Consider the following 19,107-nt stretch of genomic DNA (forward strand, 5'->3'; position numbering starts at 1 on the left):
GCCTGAAATTCGGAATCGATTCGGGTCGACGCGTAGATTCAGAGCGTTGCAGCGTCCTTTGCGCGTCTGAAAAGACGTGCGGCGCTGCAGGCCCTATTCGAAGATTTCCGAGACGCTCGTCGCTGCGGCCGCATTCCCTTGACGTCCTCCGATTGGAGACCGCGGAGCCTCGGAACTCAGCAGTTTGCGAGCCAGGACGATAGAAACGTAGCACAGGCCGAATATCGACGCCCATTGGCAAATCACCAGTATTGCCAAAGCGATGAGGTTCAGTTTTCCATCCGAGAAGATGCTATCGGCTGCGTATGACATCGATGTTGCTGCCGTCATCAGTATCAAAGCACCGATGAAGGGAAGAAACAGTCCGGCAAACAGCCGTAAAAAGGTGGGAACCAAACCGCGTTTCCCCCGGCTGAAGGCAGCTGAAAGCCCGCTTTTAGAGCCCGCAATTCCGGCAATAGGCCAGGTTCCGACAAGGGCAAGGAGCAGCGGAAGGATCATTGCGATCACCGCAAGACATAAGAGTAGAAATGTGTTCCTTGATAGGGAAGCGGCGCCGAATGCGACAGGGACACCAATCCCGATTCCAATGACGACGAGGATGATAAGCAAGTTCTTCCAGATGTAGCCACCAAACCCACGCATTCCGCTAGTCAGGTTTGAAACTTTCCCGTCTCCGTTTAATATTGCATTCTGAATGAAGAATCCAAAAGACAAAGAGACGAAAAATTGCGCTGAATTACTTTTGTTCCCACCGCTGTAATCATCAAAAGCGACCATCGCGCAATTGGCTGCAACAACAACACACACAAAAGACAGATTACGTCTTACAAAAGAAATCGCTTCACTTAACATTGCACCCCTGCCATCCCTCGCCTCTGGATAGAAGATATCGTCATCAAAACATGGTGCTGTCAAACGTTGATCTTTCTTTTCAGCAAGTTCCCGTACCGAAACCCTGCAGAAGCCAACAATCGGCCGTGTCGAGGTGTGGCTACGGTACCCGATTGACGTCCCGACGACCTAAGCAAGATTCCTGATTTTTTACCATGCGGCTTCACCGCGTCTTTGCACGTTTGGGTTTACCGTCTGCCAAACTAAAAAACAGAGGTAAAACAGGTGGAAGAACTTTCGATAAAGTCGAAGATCATCAAATCCGTCTATTTCAGCCAGGACGACGGACTGCTGAGGATTTGTTTCAAGAATGGCGAAGAACGTCTGTTCGAAGGCGTTCCCTCCTCGGAAGCCCACGCGATGACGGTGGCGCCGTCTCCCGGCCATTATTATCTCGACCGGATCAGAACCCGGTTTCGCAGACTGGCAGCCTGAAAACCCGAGCGGATAGCGACAGCACGCATTGCGGGATTGTGCGGAATCGGGACGAGGCCGGTGGATATTAACCGGCTGTTAGCCCTCGATATCATCTGGATTGGATCGCCCCTGCCGAACAGCGGCAACGTGTCGGCGCTGCCGGGTTAAAGGTCGGCAAGCCGGGAGGCTCGGCGGCGGACCCCAGCCAGGAAGCCGAGCCTCCCCGTCACGGGACGCTCGTGGAGCGCCATGCCGAAACGCGCGTCGTTTTCGAAGGCTACATGCCCCGCTTGTTTGCTTGAGATCGTATGATCCCGCGCCAGTTTGGGTCCCCATCATCCCACCGAACTAGCGAATTGGAGCTAATCCTGTGAAAAACTCGAGATATCGCATCCGGACTAGACAATGCTTTATTAGCATGATTGCATAAAACTATCGGATAAAGACCGGAGGGTGATGATGTTCGAGAATCTGCTTGAGATGCAGGAGCGTGGCGCACGGGACCGTGCCCGTGGCCGCAGCCTAGCCGACAATCCGATGTCGAAGCCGGATATATTGCCGATCACCGACTTCCAGGAATGGTACTCGATGTTCGACGCCTGGCGCTTCGGTTGGTCGATCGAGGATGCGATGGCGGGGCACATCAATATGCCCCGGGATGGCGGCACATTGGCCCACACCTACACCAGAACGGTCTGATCGACCCGGTCCTCGGCGCCGAAGAATTTCAGGTAGCGTTCGACCTCGGCCGGTTCGCCGGTCGCCTTCTGCGGGTTGTCGGAGAGCTTCACCGCCGGACGGCCGTTGGCGTCGCTGACCTTGCAGACGATGGAGATCGGGTTGAGGCCGGAGATCTCAATCGGCGCGCAACCGGAAAAATCATTCGTCAGGTTCGTGCCCCAGCCGAAGCTCATGCGCACGCGACCTTCGAAATGCCGATAGGTATCGATGATGGCGTCGACATCGAGACCGTCGGAGAAGATCAGCAGCTTCTGGCGCGGATCGCGGCCCATCTTCTTCCACCAGTCGATAATCTTTTCGCCGCCTTCGATCGGCGGGGCACTGTCCGGGCGGAAGCCGGTCCAGTCGGCGACCCATTCCGGCGCATCGCGCAGGAAGGCGGCGGTGCCGAAGGCATCCGGAAGTACGATCAGAAGGTTGCCGCCATAGAGCTTGTTCCAGTCGCGCAGGATCTTATAGGGCGCGTTGCGCAACTGCTGATCGGTTTCGGCAAGGGCGGCGGCGACCATCGGCAGCTCGTGAGCATTGGTGCCGACGGCCTCGAGATCGGAATCCATCGCCAGCAATACATTGCTGGTACCGGCAAAGGCCGGGCCGATGCCTTCCTTCAGCGCCTCGACGCACCAGCGCTGCCAGAGGAAACTGTGACGGCGGCGGGTGCCGAAATCGGAGATGCGCAGGCCCGGCAGTTCCTTTAGCCGTTCGACCTTCGACCACATCTTCGCCTTGGCGCGGGCATAGAGCACATCGAGAGTGAAGGGACCGAGCGCCTTCATCGCCGAGCGCGACCGCAGCTCGTTGACGATGGCGAGCGCCGGGATTTCCCACATGGTGGTTTCCTTCCACGATCCGTGGAAATCCAGCACATATTGCCCGCCCTTCTTCGACAGCTCGTATTCGGGAAGCTGGAAATTGGAAAGCCAGGCGAGGAATTCCGGTTCGAAGATCTGGGCGCGACCATAGAAGCTGTTACCCGCAAGCCAGATCATCTCCTTCTTGGACAGCCTCAGCGTGCGGGCATGATCGAGCTGCTCGCGCAATTCGCCTTCATCGAGCTCTTCGGCGAGACGCACCCGCTTGGTCCGGTTAATCAGGGTGAAGGACGCGTTCACGTCCGGATAGAGCTTCCAGATCATCTGCAGCATCAAAAGCTTGTAGAAGTCGGTATCGATCAGGCTGCGGATGATCGGATCGAGTTTCCAGGCGTGATTGTAGACGCGTCTTGCGATATCGGTCCTGGCCATGAAACTCCCGCCCTGTCCACTCCGGTCAGGTGCTGCCAAATTCCCGGGTACTGCCAAGTTCCCAGCCGGCGCACGAAACCGGCTCGTGTGCCTTCTTATCGAAAAATCGGCGGCTAAAGTCCAGACAAAACAATGAACGTCCCGCCGCAGTGTGGCGGCGGGACGGGAACATGGTTTTGCTCATGATCATTGGGCCGGCGTTGCGGGCGCCACATTCGGAGCGGCCGGCGTGGTGTTCGGCGTTTCTGTCGGAACGGCAGTACCGTTCTGTAGCGCCGGCGCAGGGGCCGGAGCAGGCTGCTGCGACTGAAGCTGCTGGCCGGGCTGCTGCGGCGCCACCTCGTTCGCCTCGCGCTTGCCCCAAATCTCGACCGGTATCCAGACCACGAAGGCAAGCACCAGCGCAACGATCAGCACCATCAGGATGCGATAACCCATGCGTCCCTGCCTTGCCTTCACCGGCGGGATCAGCTCTTCCTTGTGAAGCTTGCCATCGGACTTTTCCCAGCGTGTTTCCGTCTGATGCGCCATCATCGTCTCCTTCCGCTGTCTTGACCGGCCGATCCGGCTGCGAAGAATTTCCGCAAAGGAAACGGGTGGCTGTCTGGAAGGTTCCGAAAGCTCAATAGCCGGCGGCGCGGTCGACCACGAATTGCAGCGGCTCGCCACGCTCGAAGCGGGCGATCTGCATCTCGACATGCCGGAACAGCGCGTTTTCTTCGGAAACGGCCGCGTCGTGCGGCGTAAGGAAGACGTTGTGCAAGTCCCACAATGGGTTGCCTGATGCAAGCGGCTCCGCCTCGAAGACATCGAGGGAAGCGCCGCCGAGGGTACCGTCACGGATGGCGGAGGCGATATCGGCCTCGACCTGGCTCTTGCCGCGGCCGGCATTGATGAAAACCGGCTGCCCGAGCGCGCCGTTGCGGCGCAGCTTCGCAAACAGCCCGGCGTTATAGAATCCCGATGTTTCAGGCGTCAGCGGCAGCAGGCCGACGAGGATGTCGGTCCTTGCGAGAAAGCTATCCGACTCGCTGGCGTCGAAGGTTTCGATACCGTCGATCTGCTTGCGGCTGCGCGACCAGCCGATGACATTAAAACCCATCACCCTCAGCTTGGCGACCGCATCCTGCCCGAGAATGCCGAGACCCATGACACCGACCGTCACTTCCGCCGCCTCCGGCGCGATCAATTTTGCCCATTGGCGCTGGCGCTGGTGGCTGTCATGGGCGTATTGCCCGCGCAGATGCATCAGGCATTGCATGACCACCCATTCGCTCATGCGCGTCGTCAAGCTGCGGTCGACGAAGCGAACAATCGGGATCTCGGGCAGGCCGGCCATGCCGATGATATGGTCGACGCCAGCGCCGCCCGAAAAGATCACTTTCAGGTTCGGCGCCCGCGCGAAAAGGTCGGCATCCGGCTTCCACAGAAGCGCGTATTCGACCGCGCGGAGATCGCGTGCCTGATTGGCCGGATCGGCGAGATTGATGCTGCCACGGTCGGCAAAGGCCGTCTTCAGCACGCGGGCGACGCCTTCGGGATTGAACTTGATATCGACGAGAACGGGAGGACGGGCGGACATGATCTTCTTTATTGCTGCACGGCGGGCGTCGGCACCGCCTCGATGTTGAAAGCGGCGGCCATCAGCGCCTTGGTGTAATCGTCCTTCGGCGCGCGGAAGATGTCGGCTGACGGACCCTGTTCCACCACCTTGCCGAAACGCATGACGATGACGTCGTTGGCGAGCGCCTTCACCACCTTCAGGTCGTGGCTGATGAAGAGATAGGCAAGGTCGTGTTTCTTCTGCAGATCGCGCAGGAGATCGACCACCTGGGCCTGGACGCTCATGTCGAGCGCGGAGGTCGGCTCGTCGAGCATGACGAAGCGCGGTTTCAGCACCATGGCCCGGGCGATGGCGATGCGCTGGCGCTGGCCACCGGAGAATTCGTGCGGATAACGCCAGCGGGTCAGCGGATCAAGACCCACCTCCTCCAGCGCCCAGCAGACGCGCTGGTCGCGTTCTTCAGCGGTCAGGGAGCGCTCATGCACCTTCAGCCCCTCGGCGACGATATCGCCGACCGACATGCGCGGGCTTAGCGATCCATAGGGATCCTGGAAGACGACCTGCAGCTGATTGCGCAACGGCCGCATCTCACTGAACGAATAGCCGGCTATATCCTTGCCGACAAAGGCGATCCGTCCTTCTGAGGAAATCAGTCGGGTGAGCGCCAGGCCAAGCGTGGTCTTGCCGGAGCCGGACTCGCCGACGACACCGAGCGTCTGGCCGGCGCGCAGCGAAAGATCGATGCCGTCGACCGCCTTGACGTGATCGACGACGCGACGCATCAGCCCAGCCTTGATCGGGAACCAGACGCGGATATCCGAACCTTCCATCACCATCGGTTTCGACGGATCGGCCAGCGGCGGCTCGCCACGTGGTTCGGAGGCAAGGAGATGCCGGGTATAGTCGTGCTTCGGATTGGCGAAGACGTCCTCGACGGCCCCGGTTTCGACAATCCTGCCCTTGGTCATGACGCAGACGCGATCGGCGAATTTGCGGACGATGCCGAGATCATGAGTGATGAACAGCAGCGACATCCCGTGGACGGCCTTCAACTGCCGGAGCAATTCGAGGATCTGCGCCTGCACCGTGACGTCGAGGGCGGTGGTCGGCTCGTCGGCAATCAGCAATTCCGGCCGGTTGGCGAGCGCCATGGCGATCATGACGCGCTGGCGCTGGCCGCCGGAGAGTTCGTGCGGATAGGCCTTCAACCGCTTCTCCGGCTCGCGGATACCGACCTGGTTCAGCAATTCCAGTACGCGCTGGCGCGCCGACTGACCGGCGAGGCCTTGGTGGAGGGCGAGGATCTCGGCGATCTGCTTCTCGATCGTATGAAGCGGATTGAGCGAGGTCATCGGCTCCTGGAAGATCATGGTGATGTCGTTGCCGCGCACTTCACGCAGTTCCCGCTCCGACGCCTTCAGGAGGTCCTTGCCCTTGAACAGGATTTCGCCGGAGGGATGGCTTGCCGAGGGATAAGGCAAAAGCCGCAGGATCGAGTTGGCCGAGACCGACTTGCCGGAGCCGGATTCGCCGACGAGCGCCACGACCTCGCCTTTGGCGATATCGAAGGAGATATGATCGACGGCGAGCGAGGTTTCGCCGCCCTGATGAAAGGCAACCGAGAGATCGCGGACGGAAAGTAGCGGTTCTGTCATGTCACTCATTGAAACGTCTTCCTCGGATCGAAGGCATCGCGCACGGCTTCGCCGATGAAGATCAGCAGGGAAAGCATGATCGACATCGCGAAGAAGGCCGTCAGCCCGAGCCAGGGCGCCTGCAGATTGGTCTTGCCCTGCGCGATCATCTCACCGAGCGAGGGGGAGCCCGGCGGCATGCCGAAGCCGAGGAAATCGAGCGAGGTCAGCGTCGTGATCGAACCGGAGAGGATGAAAGGCAGGAAGGTCAGCGTCGCGACCATGGCATTCGGCAGCAGGTGGCGCCACATGATGGTGCGATTGTTGACGCCGAGCGCGCGGGCGGCGCGGACATATTCGAAATTGCGGGCGCGCAGGAATTCGGCGCGCACGATGCCGACGAAGCCGACCCAGGAGAAGAGCAGCATGATGCCGAGCAGCACGAAGAAGCCAGGCGGCAGCAGTGCGGCGATGATCAGTAGGATGTAGAGTACCGGCATCGACGACCAGATCTCGATGAAGCGCTGCAGCAGCAGGTCGGTCCAGCCGCCGAAATAACCCTGCACCGCGCCCGCCGTCACGCCGATAACAGCCGAGCAGATGGTCAGCACCAGGCCGAAGAGCACCGATATGCGGAAACCGTAGATGACGCGCGCCAGCACGTCGCGCGCCTGGTCGTCGGTGCCGAGCCAGTTGAGATTGCCGGGGGTGCATTCCGGATCGTTCACCCCTTGCGGATAACCGGCGCAACGCTCCTCCTTCGTCATCAGCCAGAAGGGAGCAGTGGGCGCCGAATGCGGAATGTTGGAATTGACCGAGCGATAGGAATAGCGGATCGGCGGCCAGATCATCCAGCCATTGGCATTGATCTCGTCCGCTATCACCGAGGAACGATAGTCGGTTTCGGCCAGGAAGCCGCCGAATTTCTCCTCGGGATAATCGATGAGGACAGGAAACAGGATCTCGCCCTTGTAGGAGGCGATGATCGGCCGATCGTTGGCGATGAACTCGGCAAACAGGCTGAGGATAAACAGCAGCATGAACAGCCACAGCGACCAGTAACCGCGGCCGTTCGCCCGGAAATTCTGCCAGCGGCGGATGTTGGTCGGCGAGAGCAGGCCCTTGCGCGGCGGTTTGACGGGCGTCGTGACAGCGGGATTTGCGGCGGCGTCCATCAGACATCCCTCCGCTCGAAATCGATGCGCGGATCGATCCAGGTGTAGATCAGGTCGGAAACCAGGCTGACGACGAGGCCGAGCAGCGAGAAGATATAGAGCGTGGCGAAGACGATCGGATAATCCCTGTTGACCACCGACAGATAGCCGAGACGGCCGAGGCCATCGAGCGAGAAAATATTTTCGATCAGCAGCGAGCCGGTGAAGAAAGCGGAAATGAAGGCGCCGGGAAAACCGGCAATGATGATCAGCATGGCGTTGCGAAAGACATGGCCGTAGAGAACCTGCCGCTGGTTCAGACCTTTGGCGCAGGCGGTGACGACATATTGCTTCTTGATCTCCTCGATGAAGGAATTCTTGGTCAAAAGCGTCGTCGTCGCGAAAGCGGACAGGGAAAGCGAGATCAGCGGCAAGGTGAGGTGCCAGAAATAGTCGAGCGGCTTCTGCCACCAGGCCAGTTGGTCGAAATTGTCGGAGACCAGGCCGCGCAGCGGGAACCAGTCGTAGAACGAGCCGCCGGCGAAAAGCACGATCAGCAGAATGCCGAACAGGAAGCTCGGGACGGCGTAGCCGACGACGATGACGCCCGATGTCCAGACATCGAAGGTCGATCCGTCCTTGATCGCCTTGCGGATGCCGAGCGGGATGGAAATGGCATAGGAGAAGATCAGGATCCAGATGCCGAGCGAGATCGATACCGGCAGCTTCTCCTTGATCAGTTCGAGCACGGAGGTGTTGCGGAAGAAGCTCTCGCCGAAATCGAAGCGGCTGTAATTCCACATCATCTCGCCAAAACGCGTCAGCGGCGGCTTGTCGAAGCCGAACTGTTTTTCGAGCTTGGCGATCAGTTCCGGGTCGAGCCCCTGGGCACCGCGATATTTCGAACCTTCATCGCTGCCAGTGCCGCCGAGAAGATCGCCGCCGCCGGACAGGCGCTGGTCGGCACTATCGGCCTGACCGGTCAATTGGGCGATCACCTGCTCGACGGGACCGCCGGGCGCGAACTGGATGACGATGAAGGAAATCGCCATGATGCCGACGATGGTCGGGATCATCAGAAGCAGGCGGCGTATGACATAGGCGCCCATCAGCCTTCAGCCTCCGGGAATGTTTTTCTCGTCTGCCTGCCGTCCAGTCTCATGCCGCTCAATCCGCCAGCCTTCCCTTGCCGGCCCTGCCGGCTTGTCGTGATTCGCTCGTGCCATTTGGAGCCGCGGGCCCCTGCATTGCAAGCCCGCTCATTTTACCGAGGTCGACCACCAAGCATCGGGGAAGCCAAGGCTGTAGGCCGGAAACTCGGCCGGATGCATGATCGTGTTCCAATAGGCGATGTTATAAGTATCGCGGTAGAACAGCGGGATGACGTAGTGATTTGCAAGCAAGACCCGATCCATGGCCTTGATTGCTGCGATCTGCTCGTCGCGGTTCGGCGCGAAGATAATCATGCGAATGAGCTCATCAACGGCTTGGTTGGCAATGCCGGCATAATTGCGGGAACCCTGCTGATTGACCGAACCGGATCCCCAATAGTCGGCTTGTTCGTTGCCCGGATTCATGGTCTCCGCCCAGACATTCCAGATCATATCGTAGTCGAAGCTGCGTTCACGATTGACAGATTGCGACGCATCGACTGTCCGGATCCGCGCATCGATGCCGATTTTCCTGAGATTGTTGGCATAAGGCACCGCCCAGCGCTCCAGCATGGGGCTCGACAACAGGATCTCGAAACTCATCGGCTGGCCGGTCTTGGTGTTGACCATGCGATTGCCCTTCAACTCCCAGCCGGCTTCTTTGAAAAGCGCAATCGCCTTGCGGAGGTTATCGCGGCTCTTCTGCGGATCGCCGCCGACGGGATTGCTATAGGGCGTGGTGAAGATTTCTGCCGGCACCTTATCCTTCATGCCCTGCAGAATTTCCAGTTCTCTACCCTGCGGCAGGCCGGAGGAGGCGAGTTCGGTATTCCAGAAATAGCTGTCGATGCGTTTGTAACTGTTAAAGGCAACGGTGCGGTTCAACTCTTCGAAATCCAGACCATAGTTCAGCGCCTCGCGGACCCTGATGTCCTTGAAGAGGTCACGTCGCATGTTGGGCACGAGAGCCTGCATGATGCCGGTGGCGCGCAGCGGGTTTGCAACCTCCTCTTTTTTGACACGTCCTTCCTTCACCGCGGGAAAATCATATCCCGTCGCCCAACGGGCAGCCGTGGTTTCCTGCCAGTAGTCGCTGTTGCCGGCGCGAAAGGCCTCGAACTCGACATCCCGATCGCCGAAATACGTGTAGTTGACGTTGCGGAAATTGTTTTGGCCGACATTCACATTGAGGTCCTTGCCCCAATAGTCGTCACGTAGCTCATAGCGGATTGTCGCGCCTGGCGAGAAGGCAGCAATCTTATAGGGTCCCGAACCCATCACGGGCTCGAGGGTCGTCTTTGAGATATCGCGTGGCTTGCCGTCCGGTCCCTGCCCTTCCCACCAATGTTTCGGCACGACCACCAACTGGCCGAGAATATTCGGGAGCTCCCGGTTGTTCTTCTCGTCGAAGGTGAAGGTGACGTCGCGATCGCCGGTCTTTTCGGCCTTCGCAACGTGGCGGTAATAGTTCGCCGTGAGGGGATTTAATTCCTTCGTCTTATCCAGACTGAAGATGACATCCTCGGGCGTTACCGGCTGACCATCCGCCCATTTCGCTTCCTTGCGCAGACGGAAGGTCGCGCTCGAGACGTCGGTGGGAAAAGACAGTCCCTCGGCAAGCAGACCGTAGGAGACGAGGAGCTCGTCGTCGGCGGGCTTCATCAGCGTGTCGTAAACGAGCGTCAAGCCCACTGCCGCCTGGCCTTTGGCGAGCAGCGGGTTGAAGGTGTCGAAGGCGCCGCTTGCGGAGAGGCGCAGGTCTCCGCCCTTTGGTGCATCGGGATTGACGTAGTCGAAATGCGCAAAGCCCGGCTTGTACTTCATCTCGCTGATGACCGAGCTTCCGATCTGAAAGGGCTGGTCCTGACCCGTTGCCGTCATTGGCGCCAGAGCACCCGCAAGCGATAGAAACAAACCGATTTTCGACCACAGAACCGCCATTCACGCTTTCCCCTGATTATTGGTGGGTTCGACAATACGAAAAATACGGGCGAAAAACAGGAGAGAGTTTGGTTTTTGCCGGGCTCGCCAAATTTTGACCCATCGGGTCCCTGTCAAGGCGTCGCCTCTTCGAGCCGCCGTCGCAACATGCGGCGCAACTCTGTTACAAGGCGCGGGTCGCCGGCGCTGTCGGGATCATTGGCGGCAGCAACGACGATGCGCAGAAGCTCCAATATGAGGGCCGCAAGCAGATCGACATCGGGCTCCACCGAAGGATCGGCCTTTTTCAGCAAGGCAATGATGCTGGCCCGCAGTTCGGCGCGCGAGCGCGCCTTGCGTTCCTTGGGAATGTCGCGTCTGGCCGCCAGAACAGGAAACTCCGGGAACTCCTCGATGAAGCGTCCGAGCCTCGTGAAGACCGCATCGCCGATCTCGGCGGCAGTCCTTCCCGCGGATTCGTCCTCGAGCGCGGCCAATGCCGCATTGAAATGCTGCAGCCGGTCGATATGCAGCGCCTCGGCAAGAAGCAGCTTCGTCGGGAAGAACTGATAGAGCGAGCCGATGGAAGAGTTGGCGGCGGCGGCGATCTCGGTCATCGTCGCGGCATCGTAGCCCTTTTCGAGGAAGACCTTTGCCGCGGCTTCGAGCAGTGTGGCGACCCGCTCATGGCCGCGCTGGCGTTTCGGGATACGGGTCTGCGGTTCGGGGCTTGATTTTTGTGAGGCGTCCCTCATATTTGTCATTGTGAGGATACCCTCATATTTTTGGAGCCCTTTCATGCCGCTTTACGATCCCAAGACCACCGCGCTCATTTCCATCGATCTGCAAGGCCTTCTCCTTGGCCGGGCGCTGGCGCCCCATTCCGGTCAGCAGGTGGTCGACAACACCGCCGCTATCGCCAACAGCCTGAAAGCGGCCGGCGGAACGATCATCCTCGTCACCGTCGGATTCTCCCCGGACTATGCCGATGCTGTCAATCAGCCGGCCGACGAGGTGTTGCACTTTCCGGAAGGCGGGCTGCCAGCCGAAGCCCTTGCCGCGCCGCCGGAGATTGCGGCCCTTACCGCCGATGTCCATATCGTCAAGCATCACTGGAGCGCCTTTTACGGCACCGAGATGGATCTGCAGCTACGCCGCCGCGGCGTCAGGACGGTGATCCTTGCCGGCATCGCCACCAATTTCGGCGTCGAATCGACCATACGCGATGCCTTTGCGCATAACTATGCCGTCATCGCCGCCGAGGATGCGATGACCAGCTTTTCGCCTGAAATGCATGATTTTTCCTGCCGGTACATCCTGCCGCGGCTGGCGCGCATCCGGAAAACCGCGGAGATCGTCACCAATAGCTGAGCCGCTGCGGCGATCCGTCACCGTCTTCTTCTCCCACCGCCAGCCAAAACATCGATTCACCAAAATCGCTTTTCACGATAGGTTCGATCGCAAATCACTTCGGCAGCGGTTCAAGGGAACAGTATGGCTTTCGGCTTCGCTCAGGCTTTCAGGACATTCGGCAAACTGACGCTTGCCGGCGCAATCGGCGCAAGCTTTGCCGCCGGTGACGTCGGCGCGGAGCAGAAGACGCCGAGCCCGGGCAGTGCCAAGGGGCAGTTCGGCGCCGTCAGCCTGCCGACGCAGGGACCGGCGCAACCGATCGGCTTCTACGCGAAGGGCTGCATGACGGGTGCGGTAGCGCTGCCGAGCGACGGGCCGACCTGGGAGGCGATGCGGCTGTCGCGCAATCGCCGCTGGGGCAATCCGGCCACGATCGCGCTATTGGAACGATTTTCACAGGACGCCGCCAGATATGCCGGCTGGCCGGGCATTCTCGTCGGCGACATCGCCCAGCCGCGCGGCGGACCGATGCCCAGCGGTCACGCCTCCCACCAGATCGGCCTCGACGCCGACATCTGGCTGACGCCGATGCCGGTGCGGCGGATGACGGTGGAGGAGCGCGAAGATCTTCCCTTCACCTCGATGCTGCAGAAGAACAAGTTTCTGACGATCGATCCCAAGGTCTGGACGCAATCGCACGCGCGGCTGTTGATGCTGGCGGCGAGCTATCCCCAAGTGGAGCGGATTTTCGTCAATCCGGCGATCAAGAAGAAGATGTGCGACACCTGGACGGGCGACCGCACCAATCTCGGCAAACTCCGGCCGGAATACGGCCACGACTCGCATTTCCACATCCGCATCAAGTGCCCGCCAGGTGCTGCGGGATGCACACCGCAGGCCCCCGTCGCTGCCGGCGACGGCTGCGACAAGTCGCTCGCCTGGTGGTTCACGCCGGCGCCCTGGGCACCGCCGAAACCGCCGAAGCCCGGCGCCAAGCCACCGAAGCCCCCGCGCGAGATGATGGTCTCCGACCTGCCGAAAGCTTGCGCCGCCGTGCTCGATGCTGCTTCCGTGGCCTCGATGCAGGCCGCCACCTATGGCGGACCTTCCGCCGCAAGCGCGCTGGCCGCCGCCCCGGCCGCAGCGCCCGCCGCCGACGCCGATGGCGCTTTACCCGATGTCGGCCCGGTACCGAACGACAAGCCGGTGATACAATGATCGAGGTCCTGGGACCGCGCCCTGAGATCAGATCCGCGGACGGAGACCCGGGATGCGCTGTCTTTCAAATCGAAGACTCTTGGTATAAAGCGGTCAAATCGATTGAATTTCTTGGGCGGAGGGGTTGATGGCCGGCGGCAAATGCCTTGCATTGATTGCGCATGACCAGAAGAAAGACGACATGGCGGATTTCGCCCGCGCCAACAGGGACATTCTCTCCCATTGGAAGATCGTCGCCACCGGCACCACTGGCGGGCGCGTGCTCGACGCCGCCCCCGATCTCCACGTCACCAGGTTGAAAAGCGGACCGCTCGGCGGCGACCAGCAAATCGGCGCGCTGATTTCGACCGGCGAGGTCGACGCCCTGATCTTCTTCGTCGACCCTTTGACGCCGATGCCGCACGATGTCGACGTGAAGGCGCTGATGCGGCTGGCGATCGTTTACGATATTCCGATGGCGCTCAACCACGCGACCGCTATAAAACTTCTTCCCACACTCGAAGCCTGATCAGCACGGAACCGGCCATGCCAAAACCGAACAACAGCACCGCTCCGCTGCCTTTCCCGATCCTGATCGGCGATATCGGCGGCACGAATGCCCGTTTCTCCATCCTGACCGATGCCTATGCCGAGCCGAAGCAGTTTCCGAACGTGCGCACGGCGGATTTTGCCACCATCGACGAAGCGATCCAGCACGGCGTTCTCGACAAGACCGCCGTGCGGCCGCGCTCGGCGATCCTCGCCGTCGCCGGCCCGATCAACGACGACGAGATCCCGCTGACCAATTGCGACTGGGTGGTGCGGCCAAAGACGATGATCGAGGGCCTCGGCATGGAGGATGTGCTCGTCGTCAACGATTTCGAGGCGCAGGCGCTGGCAATCGCCGCGCTTTCGGATGAAAACCGCGAACGCATCGGCGACGCCACCGGCGACATGATCGCCTCCCGCGTCGTGCTCGGACCGGGCACCGGCCTCGGCGTCGGCGGGCTCGTGCATGCCCAGCACAGCTGGATCCCGGTTCCCGGCGAAGGCGGCCATGTCGATCTCGGGCCGCGCAGCAAGCGCGACTATGAAATCTTCCCGCATATCGAGACGATCGAAGGCCGCGTTTCGGCCGAGCAGATCCTCTGCGGGCGCGGCCTCGTCAACCTCTATCATGCCATCTGCATTGTCGACGGCATCCAGCCGACGATGAAGGACCCCGCCGACATCACTTCGCACGCGCTTGCCGGCAGCGACAAGGCAGCCATAGAGACCGTCTCGCTGTTTGCCACCTATCTCGGCCGCGTGGCGGGCGACATGGCGATGGTGTTCATGGCGCGCGGCGGCGTCTATCTCTCAGGCGGCATCTCGCAGAAGATCATCCCGGCGCTGAAGAAGCCGGAATTCCGCACCGCCTTCGAGGACAAGGCGCCGCATACGGCGCTGCTTCGCACCATCCCGACCTATGTGGTGACGCATCCGCTGGCAGCGCTTGCCGGGCTTTCCTCCTATGCACGCATGCCGGCGAATTTCGGCGTCTCGACGGAGGGCCGCCGCTGGCGGCGCTAACCCCCGACGCAAAGCATAGGGCGACTTTGGCGCGGCCTGGCGGACGCGCGGCGCTCTAGCCAAACCAGTCCCAACTCTTTATAGACCCCGGCAAAAGTGCGCGTCGCCTTTGCGGCGCGCCTGGTCCGAGACAGGAAACCCTATTTGGAAGCGGCGGAAAGCAGAACGCAGGGCGTCAGCAGCGATACCGTAACCGGCATCCTGAAGCGCATCATCGCTGAAAACGGCCGCGATCATCTGTGGGGCTATGTCTTTGCGATTGCCTGCCTCATCGTGGTGGCGCTTTCGACGGCGTTCACCGCCTGGATCATGCGGGCGATCATCGACGAGGCCTTCGCCAATCGCCGCGCCGACGTCGTCTGGATCATCTGTCTTTCGATCTTCATCGCCTTCGTGCTGCGCGGTTTTGCGAGCTACGGTCAGGCAGTGGCGCTTTCAAAGGTCGGCAACGATATCGTCGCCCGCTACCAGCGCCGGCTCTATGCGCATCTGATGACGCTTTCGGTCGGCTTCTTCAGCGAGGCGCGCTCGGCCCATATCGCCGCGCAGGTGAGCCAGAATGTCAGCGGTATCCGCGACGTGCTCAACCTGACGATCACCTCGACAGTGCGCGACCTGCTGACCTTCATTTCGCTGCTCGCCGTGATGATCCTCCAGGATCCGCTGCTCAGCCTTGCCGTGTTCATCATGGCGCCGCCGCTGCTTTATGCACTGCGCTATGTGTCCAAGCGGCTGCGCTCGGCGACCCGCGAGGCCGTGCATCTGAACAGCCACGTTCTCGGCGCCATGCAGGAGACGATCCAGGGCATCGCCATTGTGAAAGCCTTCACGATGGAAGAAGAACTGGAACGCAAGGTCAACAAGCTCATCAAGGGCGCCGAAAGCCGGGCCAACCGAATTGCCCGACTTTCCGAGCGCACGTCTCCCTTGACGGAGAGTTTTGCGGGCTTTGCCGTCGCCAGCGTGCTTGCCTATGCCGCCTACCGCTCGATCTACTTCAATGTGCCACCGGGCGCCTTCTTCTCCTTCGTCACCGCGCTGCTGCTGGCCTATGACCCGGCCCGCCGGCTTGCGCGCCTGCAGGTGCAGATGGAGCGTGCCGTCGTCAATGCGCGGATGATCTATGAACTGCTCGACATGGAACCACGCCAGCGCGACCTGCCGGATGCCCGGCCGCTGACGGTGACGCAGGCAAGGATCGAATTTCGCAATGTTTCCTTCGCCTACGGCAATGAGAGCGTACTCAGCGGCGTCAGTTTCATCGCCGAGGGCGGCGCGACCACAGCACTGGTCGGGCCCTCGGGCGCCGGTAAATCCACCGTCATCAGCCTCATTCCGCGCTTCTACGATCCGCGCGAGGGCGAAATCCTGATCGACGGGCAGGATATCGCCCACATCACCAAGAAGTCGCTGCGCCAGCAGCTCGCCTATGTCTCGCAGCAGCCCTATCTGTTCGAGGGCACGATCCGCGACAATATTCGCTATGGCCGGCCGGAAGCGACCGATGCCGAGGTGGAGGAGGCGGCGCGGCTTGCCTATGCGCATGATTTCATCTCAGCACAGCCGCAAGGTTACGAGACGCCGGTCGGCGAAAACGGCGTGACGCTTTCGGGCGGCCAGCGCCAGCGGCTATCGATCGCGCGCGCCCTGGTGCGCAATGCGCCGATCCTGCTTCTCGACGAGGCGACCTCGGCCCTTGACACCGAATCCGAGGCCGCCGTGCAGAAGGCGCTCGACGAAGCGATGAGCGGACGCACCGTCGTCGTCATCGCCCATCGGCTGTCGACCGTTGTGCGCGCCGACAAGATCGTCGTCATGCAGCAGGGCCGTGTCGTCGAGGAAGGCAATCACGAGAAGCTTGCGAAGGTCAGCGACGGTCTTTACGCTCGCCTCAACAACCTGCAGAGGCCTTCGGCCTCCGATTCAAACTGACCTGGTGAGACTGACATGAGCGATGCTGCGATGAAACTGGTGGTGGTTGGCGCAGCCGGACGCATGGGGCAGACGCTGATCCGGCTCATCCATTCGATCGAAGGCGTCACGCTACATGCCGCGGTCGAGCGCGCCGGCTCGCCCTTCGTCGGCAGAGATGCCGGCGAGATCGCCGGTCTTGGCCCGACCGGTGTCACTATCGGCGACGATCCGCTCAACGCCTTTCTCGATGCCGAAGGCGTGCTCGACTTTACCTCGCCTGCTGCAACAGTGGAATTCTCAGGCCTCGCCGCGCAGGCCCGCATCGTCCATATCATCGGCACGACCGGTTGTTTGGCGGAGGACAATGCCAAGATCGCCGCGGCAGCCCGCCATGCCCGCATCGTCAAGTCGGGCAATATGAGCCTCGGGGTCAATCTGCTCAGCGTGCTCGCAGAGCAGGCAGCGCGTGCGCTCGATCCTGATGACTGGGATATCGAGATCCTGGAAATGCACCACAAGCACAAGGTAGATGCGCCTTCCGGCACCGCCCTTCTCTTCGGCGAGGCCGCGGCAAAGGGGCGCGGCATCGATCTGGCCTCGAAGTCGGTCCGGGTGCGCGACGGCCATACCGGCGCCCGAGAAGCGGGAACGATCGGCTTTGCGACGCTGCGCGGCGGCTCCGTCATCGGCGAACATTCCGTGCTTTTTGCCGGCGAAGGTGAAATCGTCACCCTGTCGCACAGTGCGGCCGACCGCTCGATCTTCGCGCGCGGCGCCATCAAGGCGGCCCTCTGGGGGCGCGACAAGAAGCCGGGTCTCTATTCCATGCTCGACGTGCTCGGGCTTTCTTCCTCATAACGATACTACGGAGGCACATTCATGAGCGGTACCCTCGTCCTCGTTCGCCACGGCCAGAGCGACTGGAACCTGAAGAATCTCTTCACCGGCTGGAAGGATCCCGACCTGACCGAGCTCGGCGTCCAGGAAGCCAATGCAGGCGGGGCGGCGCTCGCCGAATACGGGATCAAATTCGACGTCGCCTATACCTCGGTGCTGGTGCGCGCGCAGCACACGCTGAAGCTCATCCTCGACAAGGTCGGCCAGCCCGATCTGCTGACGATCCGCGACCAGGCGCTGAACGAGCGCGACTACGGCGATCTCTCCGGCCTCAACAAGGACGATGCACGCGCCAAATGGGGCGAGGAACAGGTGCATATCTGGCGCCGCTCCTATGACGTGCCGCCTCCGGGCGGTGAAAGCCTGCGCGACACCGGCGCCCGCGTCTGGCCCTACTACCTCACCGAAATCCTGCCGCGCGTGCTCAGAGGCGAGAAGGTGCTGGTTGCCGCGCACGGCAATTCGCTGCGCTCGCTGGTCATGGTGCTCGACAAGCTGAGCCGCGAAGGCGTGCTCGCCCTCAACCTCGCGACCGGCGTGCCGATGGTCTACAAGCTGAAGGCGGATTCCACCGTCGCTTCCAAGGAAGTGCTCGGCGACATGTCGGGCGCGCATTGATCTCGGCTGATCTTTTCCCCGCTTCGGCGGGGAAAAGCCCTCAATTCTCGATCGTGAACTGTACCCGGTCGGCCGCGAAGCGGCTGATCGAATATTGCACCGGCACACCCTCAAGATCGGTATTCATCGCCTTGGCGATCAGCAGGATCGCGCCAGGGGTAAGCTCGAGGTCGGCCATATCGACCGCACTCGCATGGGCGGCCGTCACCTCGGTCGTCGCCCGGACATAATCCGGCAGGCCGAGTTCGGCGAAAGCCTTGGTGATCGATTCTCCCGTTCGGTAGGCCTTACCGATACCGGCAAAACGCTTGGCGGGAAACCAGCTCGTCGCCCTTGAAACCGGCCGCTTGTCTGCCTGGCGCAATGTTTCCAGACGTATCACCTCTTCTCCCGGTTTCAGGCCCAGCCAGCGGGCGATCTCGGCACTCGCTTCTTCCTTCGCCTCATCGAGCAGAAGGCCGCGCGTTTCACGCGCCTGGTCGCCAATGCCGGCGGTGAAGCGCGTGCGCCGCGTGATCGGGAAATTCAGCCGCTCCTTGCGCTCGATCAGCGTGCCGCGACCCTGTACCGCACGGACGATCCCCTCTTGCGCCAATGCCGCCAACGCACTGCGCACCGTATGCCGGTTGACCCCGAATTGCAGCGCCAGGACAGTTTCCGGCGGCACCATTCCCGTTTCGTCATAGGCTCCGTTGCTGATCGCCTCGCGAATCCGATCGGCGATCTGGCGCCAGAGCGCCACGCCGGTCTGCCTTTGCACCTGCTTCAATCCCGCCATTCCACCCCTGCTCGTCCATTTAACTCTCGATGTCACACGCTTGTCACGACATCGATTTA

Annotated in this window: 19 protein-coding genes; 9 read left to right on the top strand and 10 right to left on the bottom strand. The window is 61.1% G+C overall.

Annotation, left to right across the window (positions count from 1 at the left end):
• Positions 1 to 93: 93 nt before the first annotated feature.
• Positions 94 to 855 carry a hypothetical protein gene (locus tag HFO99_RS09440; protein WP_222360801.1) on the bottom strand — a complete coding sequence of 254 codons (762 nt, stop codon included), beginning with the start codon at positions 853 to 855 and terminating at the stop codon, positions 94 to 96.
• Between the two features lie 264 nt (positions 856 to 1,119).
• On the opposite strand from HFO99_RS09440, the gene HFO99_RS09445 reads away from it, so the two are divergent.
• Positions 1,120 to 1,329: a KTSC domain-containing protein gene (locus HFO99_RS09445; protein ID WP_222360803.1), complete on the top strand. Its 210-nt coding sequence runs from the start codon at positions 1,120 to 1,122 to the stop codon at positions 1,327 to 1,329.
• Positions 1,330 to 1,770: 441 nt separating this feature from the next.
• Entirely contained in the window at positions 1,771 to 2,010 is a 240-nt protein-coding gene (locus tag HFO99_RS09450; RefSeq protein WP_064247503.1) for a CrpP-related protein, read from the top strand.
• On the opposite strand, the gene pncB is transcribed toward HFO99_RS09450, so the two are convergent.
• From pncB to HFO99_RS09490, 8 genes are all read right to left on the bottom strand, one after another.
• Entirely contained in the window at positions 1,992 to 3,296 is a 1,305-nt protein-coding gene (gene pncB, locus HFO99_RS09455) for a nicotinate phosphoribosyltransferase (RefSeq protein ID WP_222360804.1), read from the bottom strand. The genes HFO99_RS09450 and pncB overlap by 19 nt on opposite strands.
• Positions 3,297 to 3,482: 186 nt before the next feature.
• Complete coding sequence (locus HFO99_RS09460) at positions 3,483 to 3,830, bottom strand: hypothetical protein (RefSeq protein WP_222332591.1); 348 nt, start codon at positions 3,828 to 3,830, stop codon at positions 3,483 to 3,485.
• Between the two features lie 88 nt (positions 3,831 to 3,918).
• The gene (locus HFO99_RS09465; RefSeq protein WP_222360805.1) at positions 3,919 to 4,878 is read right to left on the bottom strand and encodes a 2-hydroxyacid dehydrogenase; all 960 of its coding nucleotides are present in this window, start codon (positions 4,876 to 4,878) and stop codon (positions 3,919 to 3,921) included.
• Between the two features lie 8 nt (positions 4,879 to 4,886).
• Complete coding sequence (locus tag HFO99_RS09470) at positions 4,887 to 6,524, bottom strand: ABC transporter ATP-binding protein (RefSeq protein WP_222360806.1); 1,638 nt, start codon at positions 6,522 to 6,524, stop codon at positions 4,887 to 4,889.
• A complete protein-coding gene (locus HFO99_RS09475) occupies positions 6,521 to 7,669 on the bottom strand; it encodes an ABC transporter permease (RefSeq protein ID WP_222360807.1) in 1,149 nt (382 codons plus the stop codon). Before HFO99_RS09475 ends, HFO99_RS09470 begins: the two co-directional genes overlap by 4 nt.
• A complete protein-coding gene (locus HFO99_RS09480; protein ID WP_222360808.1) occupies positions 7,669 to 8,757 on the bottom strand; it encodes a microcin C ABC transporter permease YejB in 1,089 nt (362 codons plus the stop codon). Before HFO99_RS09480 ends, HFO99_RS09475 begins: the two co-directional genes overlap by 1 nt.
• Before the next feature lie 150 nt (positions 8,758 to 8,907).
• Entirely contained in the window at positions 8,908 to 10,740 is a 1,833-nt protein-coding gene (locus tag HFO99_RS09485; protein WP_222360810.1) for an extracellular solute-binding protein, read from the bottom strand.
• A gap of 113 nt (positions 10,741 to 10,853) precedes the next feature.
• Positions 10,854 to 11,483, bottom strand: a complete 630-nt coding sequence (locus tag HFO99_RS09490) for a TetR/AcrR family transcriptional regulator (RefSeq protein WP_222360812.1) — start codon at positions 11,481 to 11,483, stop codon at positions 10,854 to 10,856.
• Positions 11,484 to 11,517: 34 nt separating this feature from the next.
• Between HFO99_RS09490 and HFO99_RS09495 the strand changes: the two genes are divergently transcribed.
• From HFO99_RS09495 to HFO99_RS09525, 7 genes are all read left to right on the top strand, one after another.
• Complete coding sequence (locus HFO99_RS09495; protein WP_222360814.1) at positions 11,518 to 12,090, top strand: hydrolase; 573 nt, start codon at positions 11,518 to 11,520, stop codon at positions 12,088 to 12,090.
• A 123-nt stretch (positions 12,091 to 12,213) separates the two neighbouring features.
• The gene (gene mepA / locus HFO99_RS09500) at positions 12,214 to 13,290 is read left to right on the top strand and encodes a penicillin-insensitive murein endopeptidase (RefSeq protein WP_222360816.1); all 1,077 of its coding nucleotides are present in this window, start codon (positions 12,214 to 12,216) and stop codon (positions 13,288 to 13,290) included.
• 127 nt (positions 13,291 to 13,417) lie between these two features.
• The gene (locus tag HFO99_RS09505; RefSeq protein WP_064247513.1) at positions 13,418 to 13,798 is read left to right on the top strand and encodes a methylglyoxal synthase; all 381 of its coding nucleotides are present in this window, start codon (positions 13,418 to 13,420) and stop codon (positions 13,796 to 13,798) included.
• Positions 13,799 to 13,815: 17 nt separating this feature from the next.
• Positions 13,816 to 14,841 (top strand): glucokinase, encoded by a 1,026-nt coding sequence (locus HFO99_RS09510; RefSeq protein WP_222360818.1) that lies wholly within the window; start codon positions 13,816 to 13,818, stop codon positions 14,839 to 14,841.
• Positions 14,842 to 14,985: 144 nt separating this feature from the next.
• Positions 14,986 to 16,773 carry an ABC transporter ATP-binding protein gene (locus HFO99_RS09515; protein ID WP_222332601.1) on the top strand — a complete coding sequence of 596 codons (1,788 nt, stop codon included), beginning with the start codon at positions 14,986 to 14,988 and terminating at the stop codon, positions 16,771 to 16,773.
• Positions 16,774 to 16,788: 15 nt separating this feature from the next.
• Positions 16,789 to 17,613 (top strand): 4-hydroxy-tetrahydrodipicolinate reductase, encoded by an 825-nt coding sequence (dapB, locus tag HFO99_RS09520; RefSeq protein WP_222332602.1) that lies wholly within the window; start codon positions 16,789 to 16,791, stop codon positions 17,611 to 17,613.
• Between the two features lie 21 nt (positions 17,614 to 17,634).
• A complete protein-coding gene (locus HFO99_RS09525) occupies positions 17,635 to 18,270 on the top strand; it encodes a 2,3-bisphosphoglycerate-dependent phosphoglycerate mutase (protein ID WP_062943103.1) in 636 nt (211 codons plus the stop codon).
• 40 nt (positions 18,271 to 18,310) lie between these two features.
• Here HFO99_RS09525 and phnF read toward each other — a convergent pair whose 3' ends face one another.
• On the bottom strand, positions 18,311 to 19,048 hold the full coding sequence (gene phnF / locus HFO99_RS09530; protein ID WP_222332603.1) for a phosphonate metabolism transcriptional regulator PhnF: 738 nt from the start codon (positions 19,046 to 19,048) through the stop codon (positions 18,311 to 18,313).
• Positions 19,049 to 19,107 lie beyond the last annotated feature (59 nt).

The sequence above is a fragment of the Rhizobium leguminosarum genome (assembly GCF_019798305.1).
GTDB classification, from domain to species: Bacteria; Pseudomonadota; Alphaproteobacteria; order Rhizobiales; family Rhizobiaceae; genus Rhizobium; species Rhizobium leguminosarum_U.

Coding starts and splice junctions, on each gene's coding strand:
- HFO99_RS09440 (WP_222360801.1), bottom strand. CDS start 855: ATGTTAAGTGAAGCGATTTCTTTTGTAAGACGTAATCTGTCTTTTGTG.
- HFO99_RS09450 (WP_064247503.1), top strand. CDS start 1,771: ATGTTCGAGAATCTGCTTGAGATGCAGGAGCGTGGCGCACGGGACCGT.
- pncB (WP_222360804.1), bottom strand. CDS start 3,296: ATGGCCAGGACCGATATCGCAAGACGCGTCTACAATCACGCCTGGAAA.
- HFO99_RS09460 (WP_222332591.1), bottom strand. CDS start 3,830: ATGATGGCGCATCAGACGGAAACACGCTGGGAAAAGTCCGATGGCAAG.
- HFO99_RS09465 (WP_222360805.1), bottom strand. CDS start 4,878: ATGTCCGCCCGTCCTCCCGTTCTCGTCGATATCAAGTTCAATCCCGAA.
- HFO99_RS09470 (WP_222360806.1), bottom strand. CDS start 6,524: ATGAGTGACATGACAGAACCGCTACTTTCCGTCCGCGATCTCTCGGTT.
- HFO99_RS09475 (WP_222360807.1), bottom strand. CDS start 7,669: ATGGACGCCGCCGCAAATCCCGCTGTCACGACGCCCGTCAAACCGCCG.
- HFO99_RS09480 (WP_222360808.1), bottom strand. CDS start 8,757: ATGGGCGCCTATGTCATACGCCGCCTGCTTCTGATGATCCCGACCATC.
- HFO99_RS09485 (WP_222360810.1), bottom strand. CDS start 10,740: ATGGCGGTTCTGTGGTCGAAAATCGGTTTGTTTCTATCGCTTGCGGGT.
- HFO99_RS09490 (WP_222360812.1), bottom strand. CDS start 11,483: ATGACAAATATGAGGGACGCCTCACAAAAATCAAGCCCCGAACCGCAG.
- HFO99_RS09495 (WP_222360814.1), top strand. CDS start 11,518: ATGCCGCTTTACGATCCCAAGACCACCGCGCTCATTTCCATCGATCTG.
- mepA (WP_222360816.1), top strand. CDS start 12,214: ATGGCTTTCGGCTTCGCTCAGGCTTTCAGGACATTCGGCAAACTGACG.
- HFO99_RS09505 (WP_064247513.1), top strand. CDS start 13,418: ATGGCCGGCGGCAAATGCCTTGCATTGATTGCGCATGACCAGAAGAAA.
- HFO99_RS09510 (WP_222360818.1), top strand. CDS start 13,816: ATGCCAAAACCGAACAACAGCACCGCTCCGCTGCCTTTCCCGATCCTG.
- dapB (WP_222332602.1), top strand. CDS start 16,789: ATGAGCGATGCTGCGATGAAACTGGTGGTGGTTGGCGCAGCCGGACGC.
- HFO99_RS09525 (WP_062943103.1), top strand. CDS start 17,635: ATGAGCGGTACCCTCGTCCTCGTTCGCCACGGCCAGAGCGACTGGAAC.
- phnF (WP_222332603.1), bottom strand. CDS start 19,048: ATGGCGGGATTGAAGCAGGTGCAAAGGCAGACCGGCGTGGCGCTCTGG.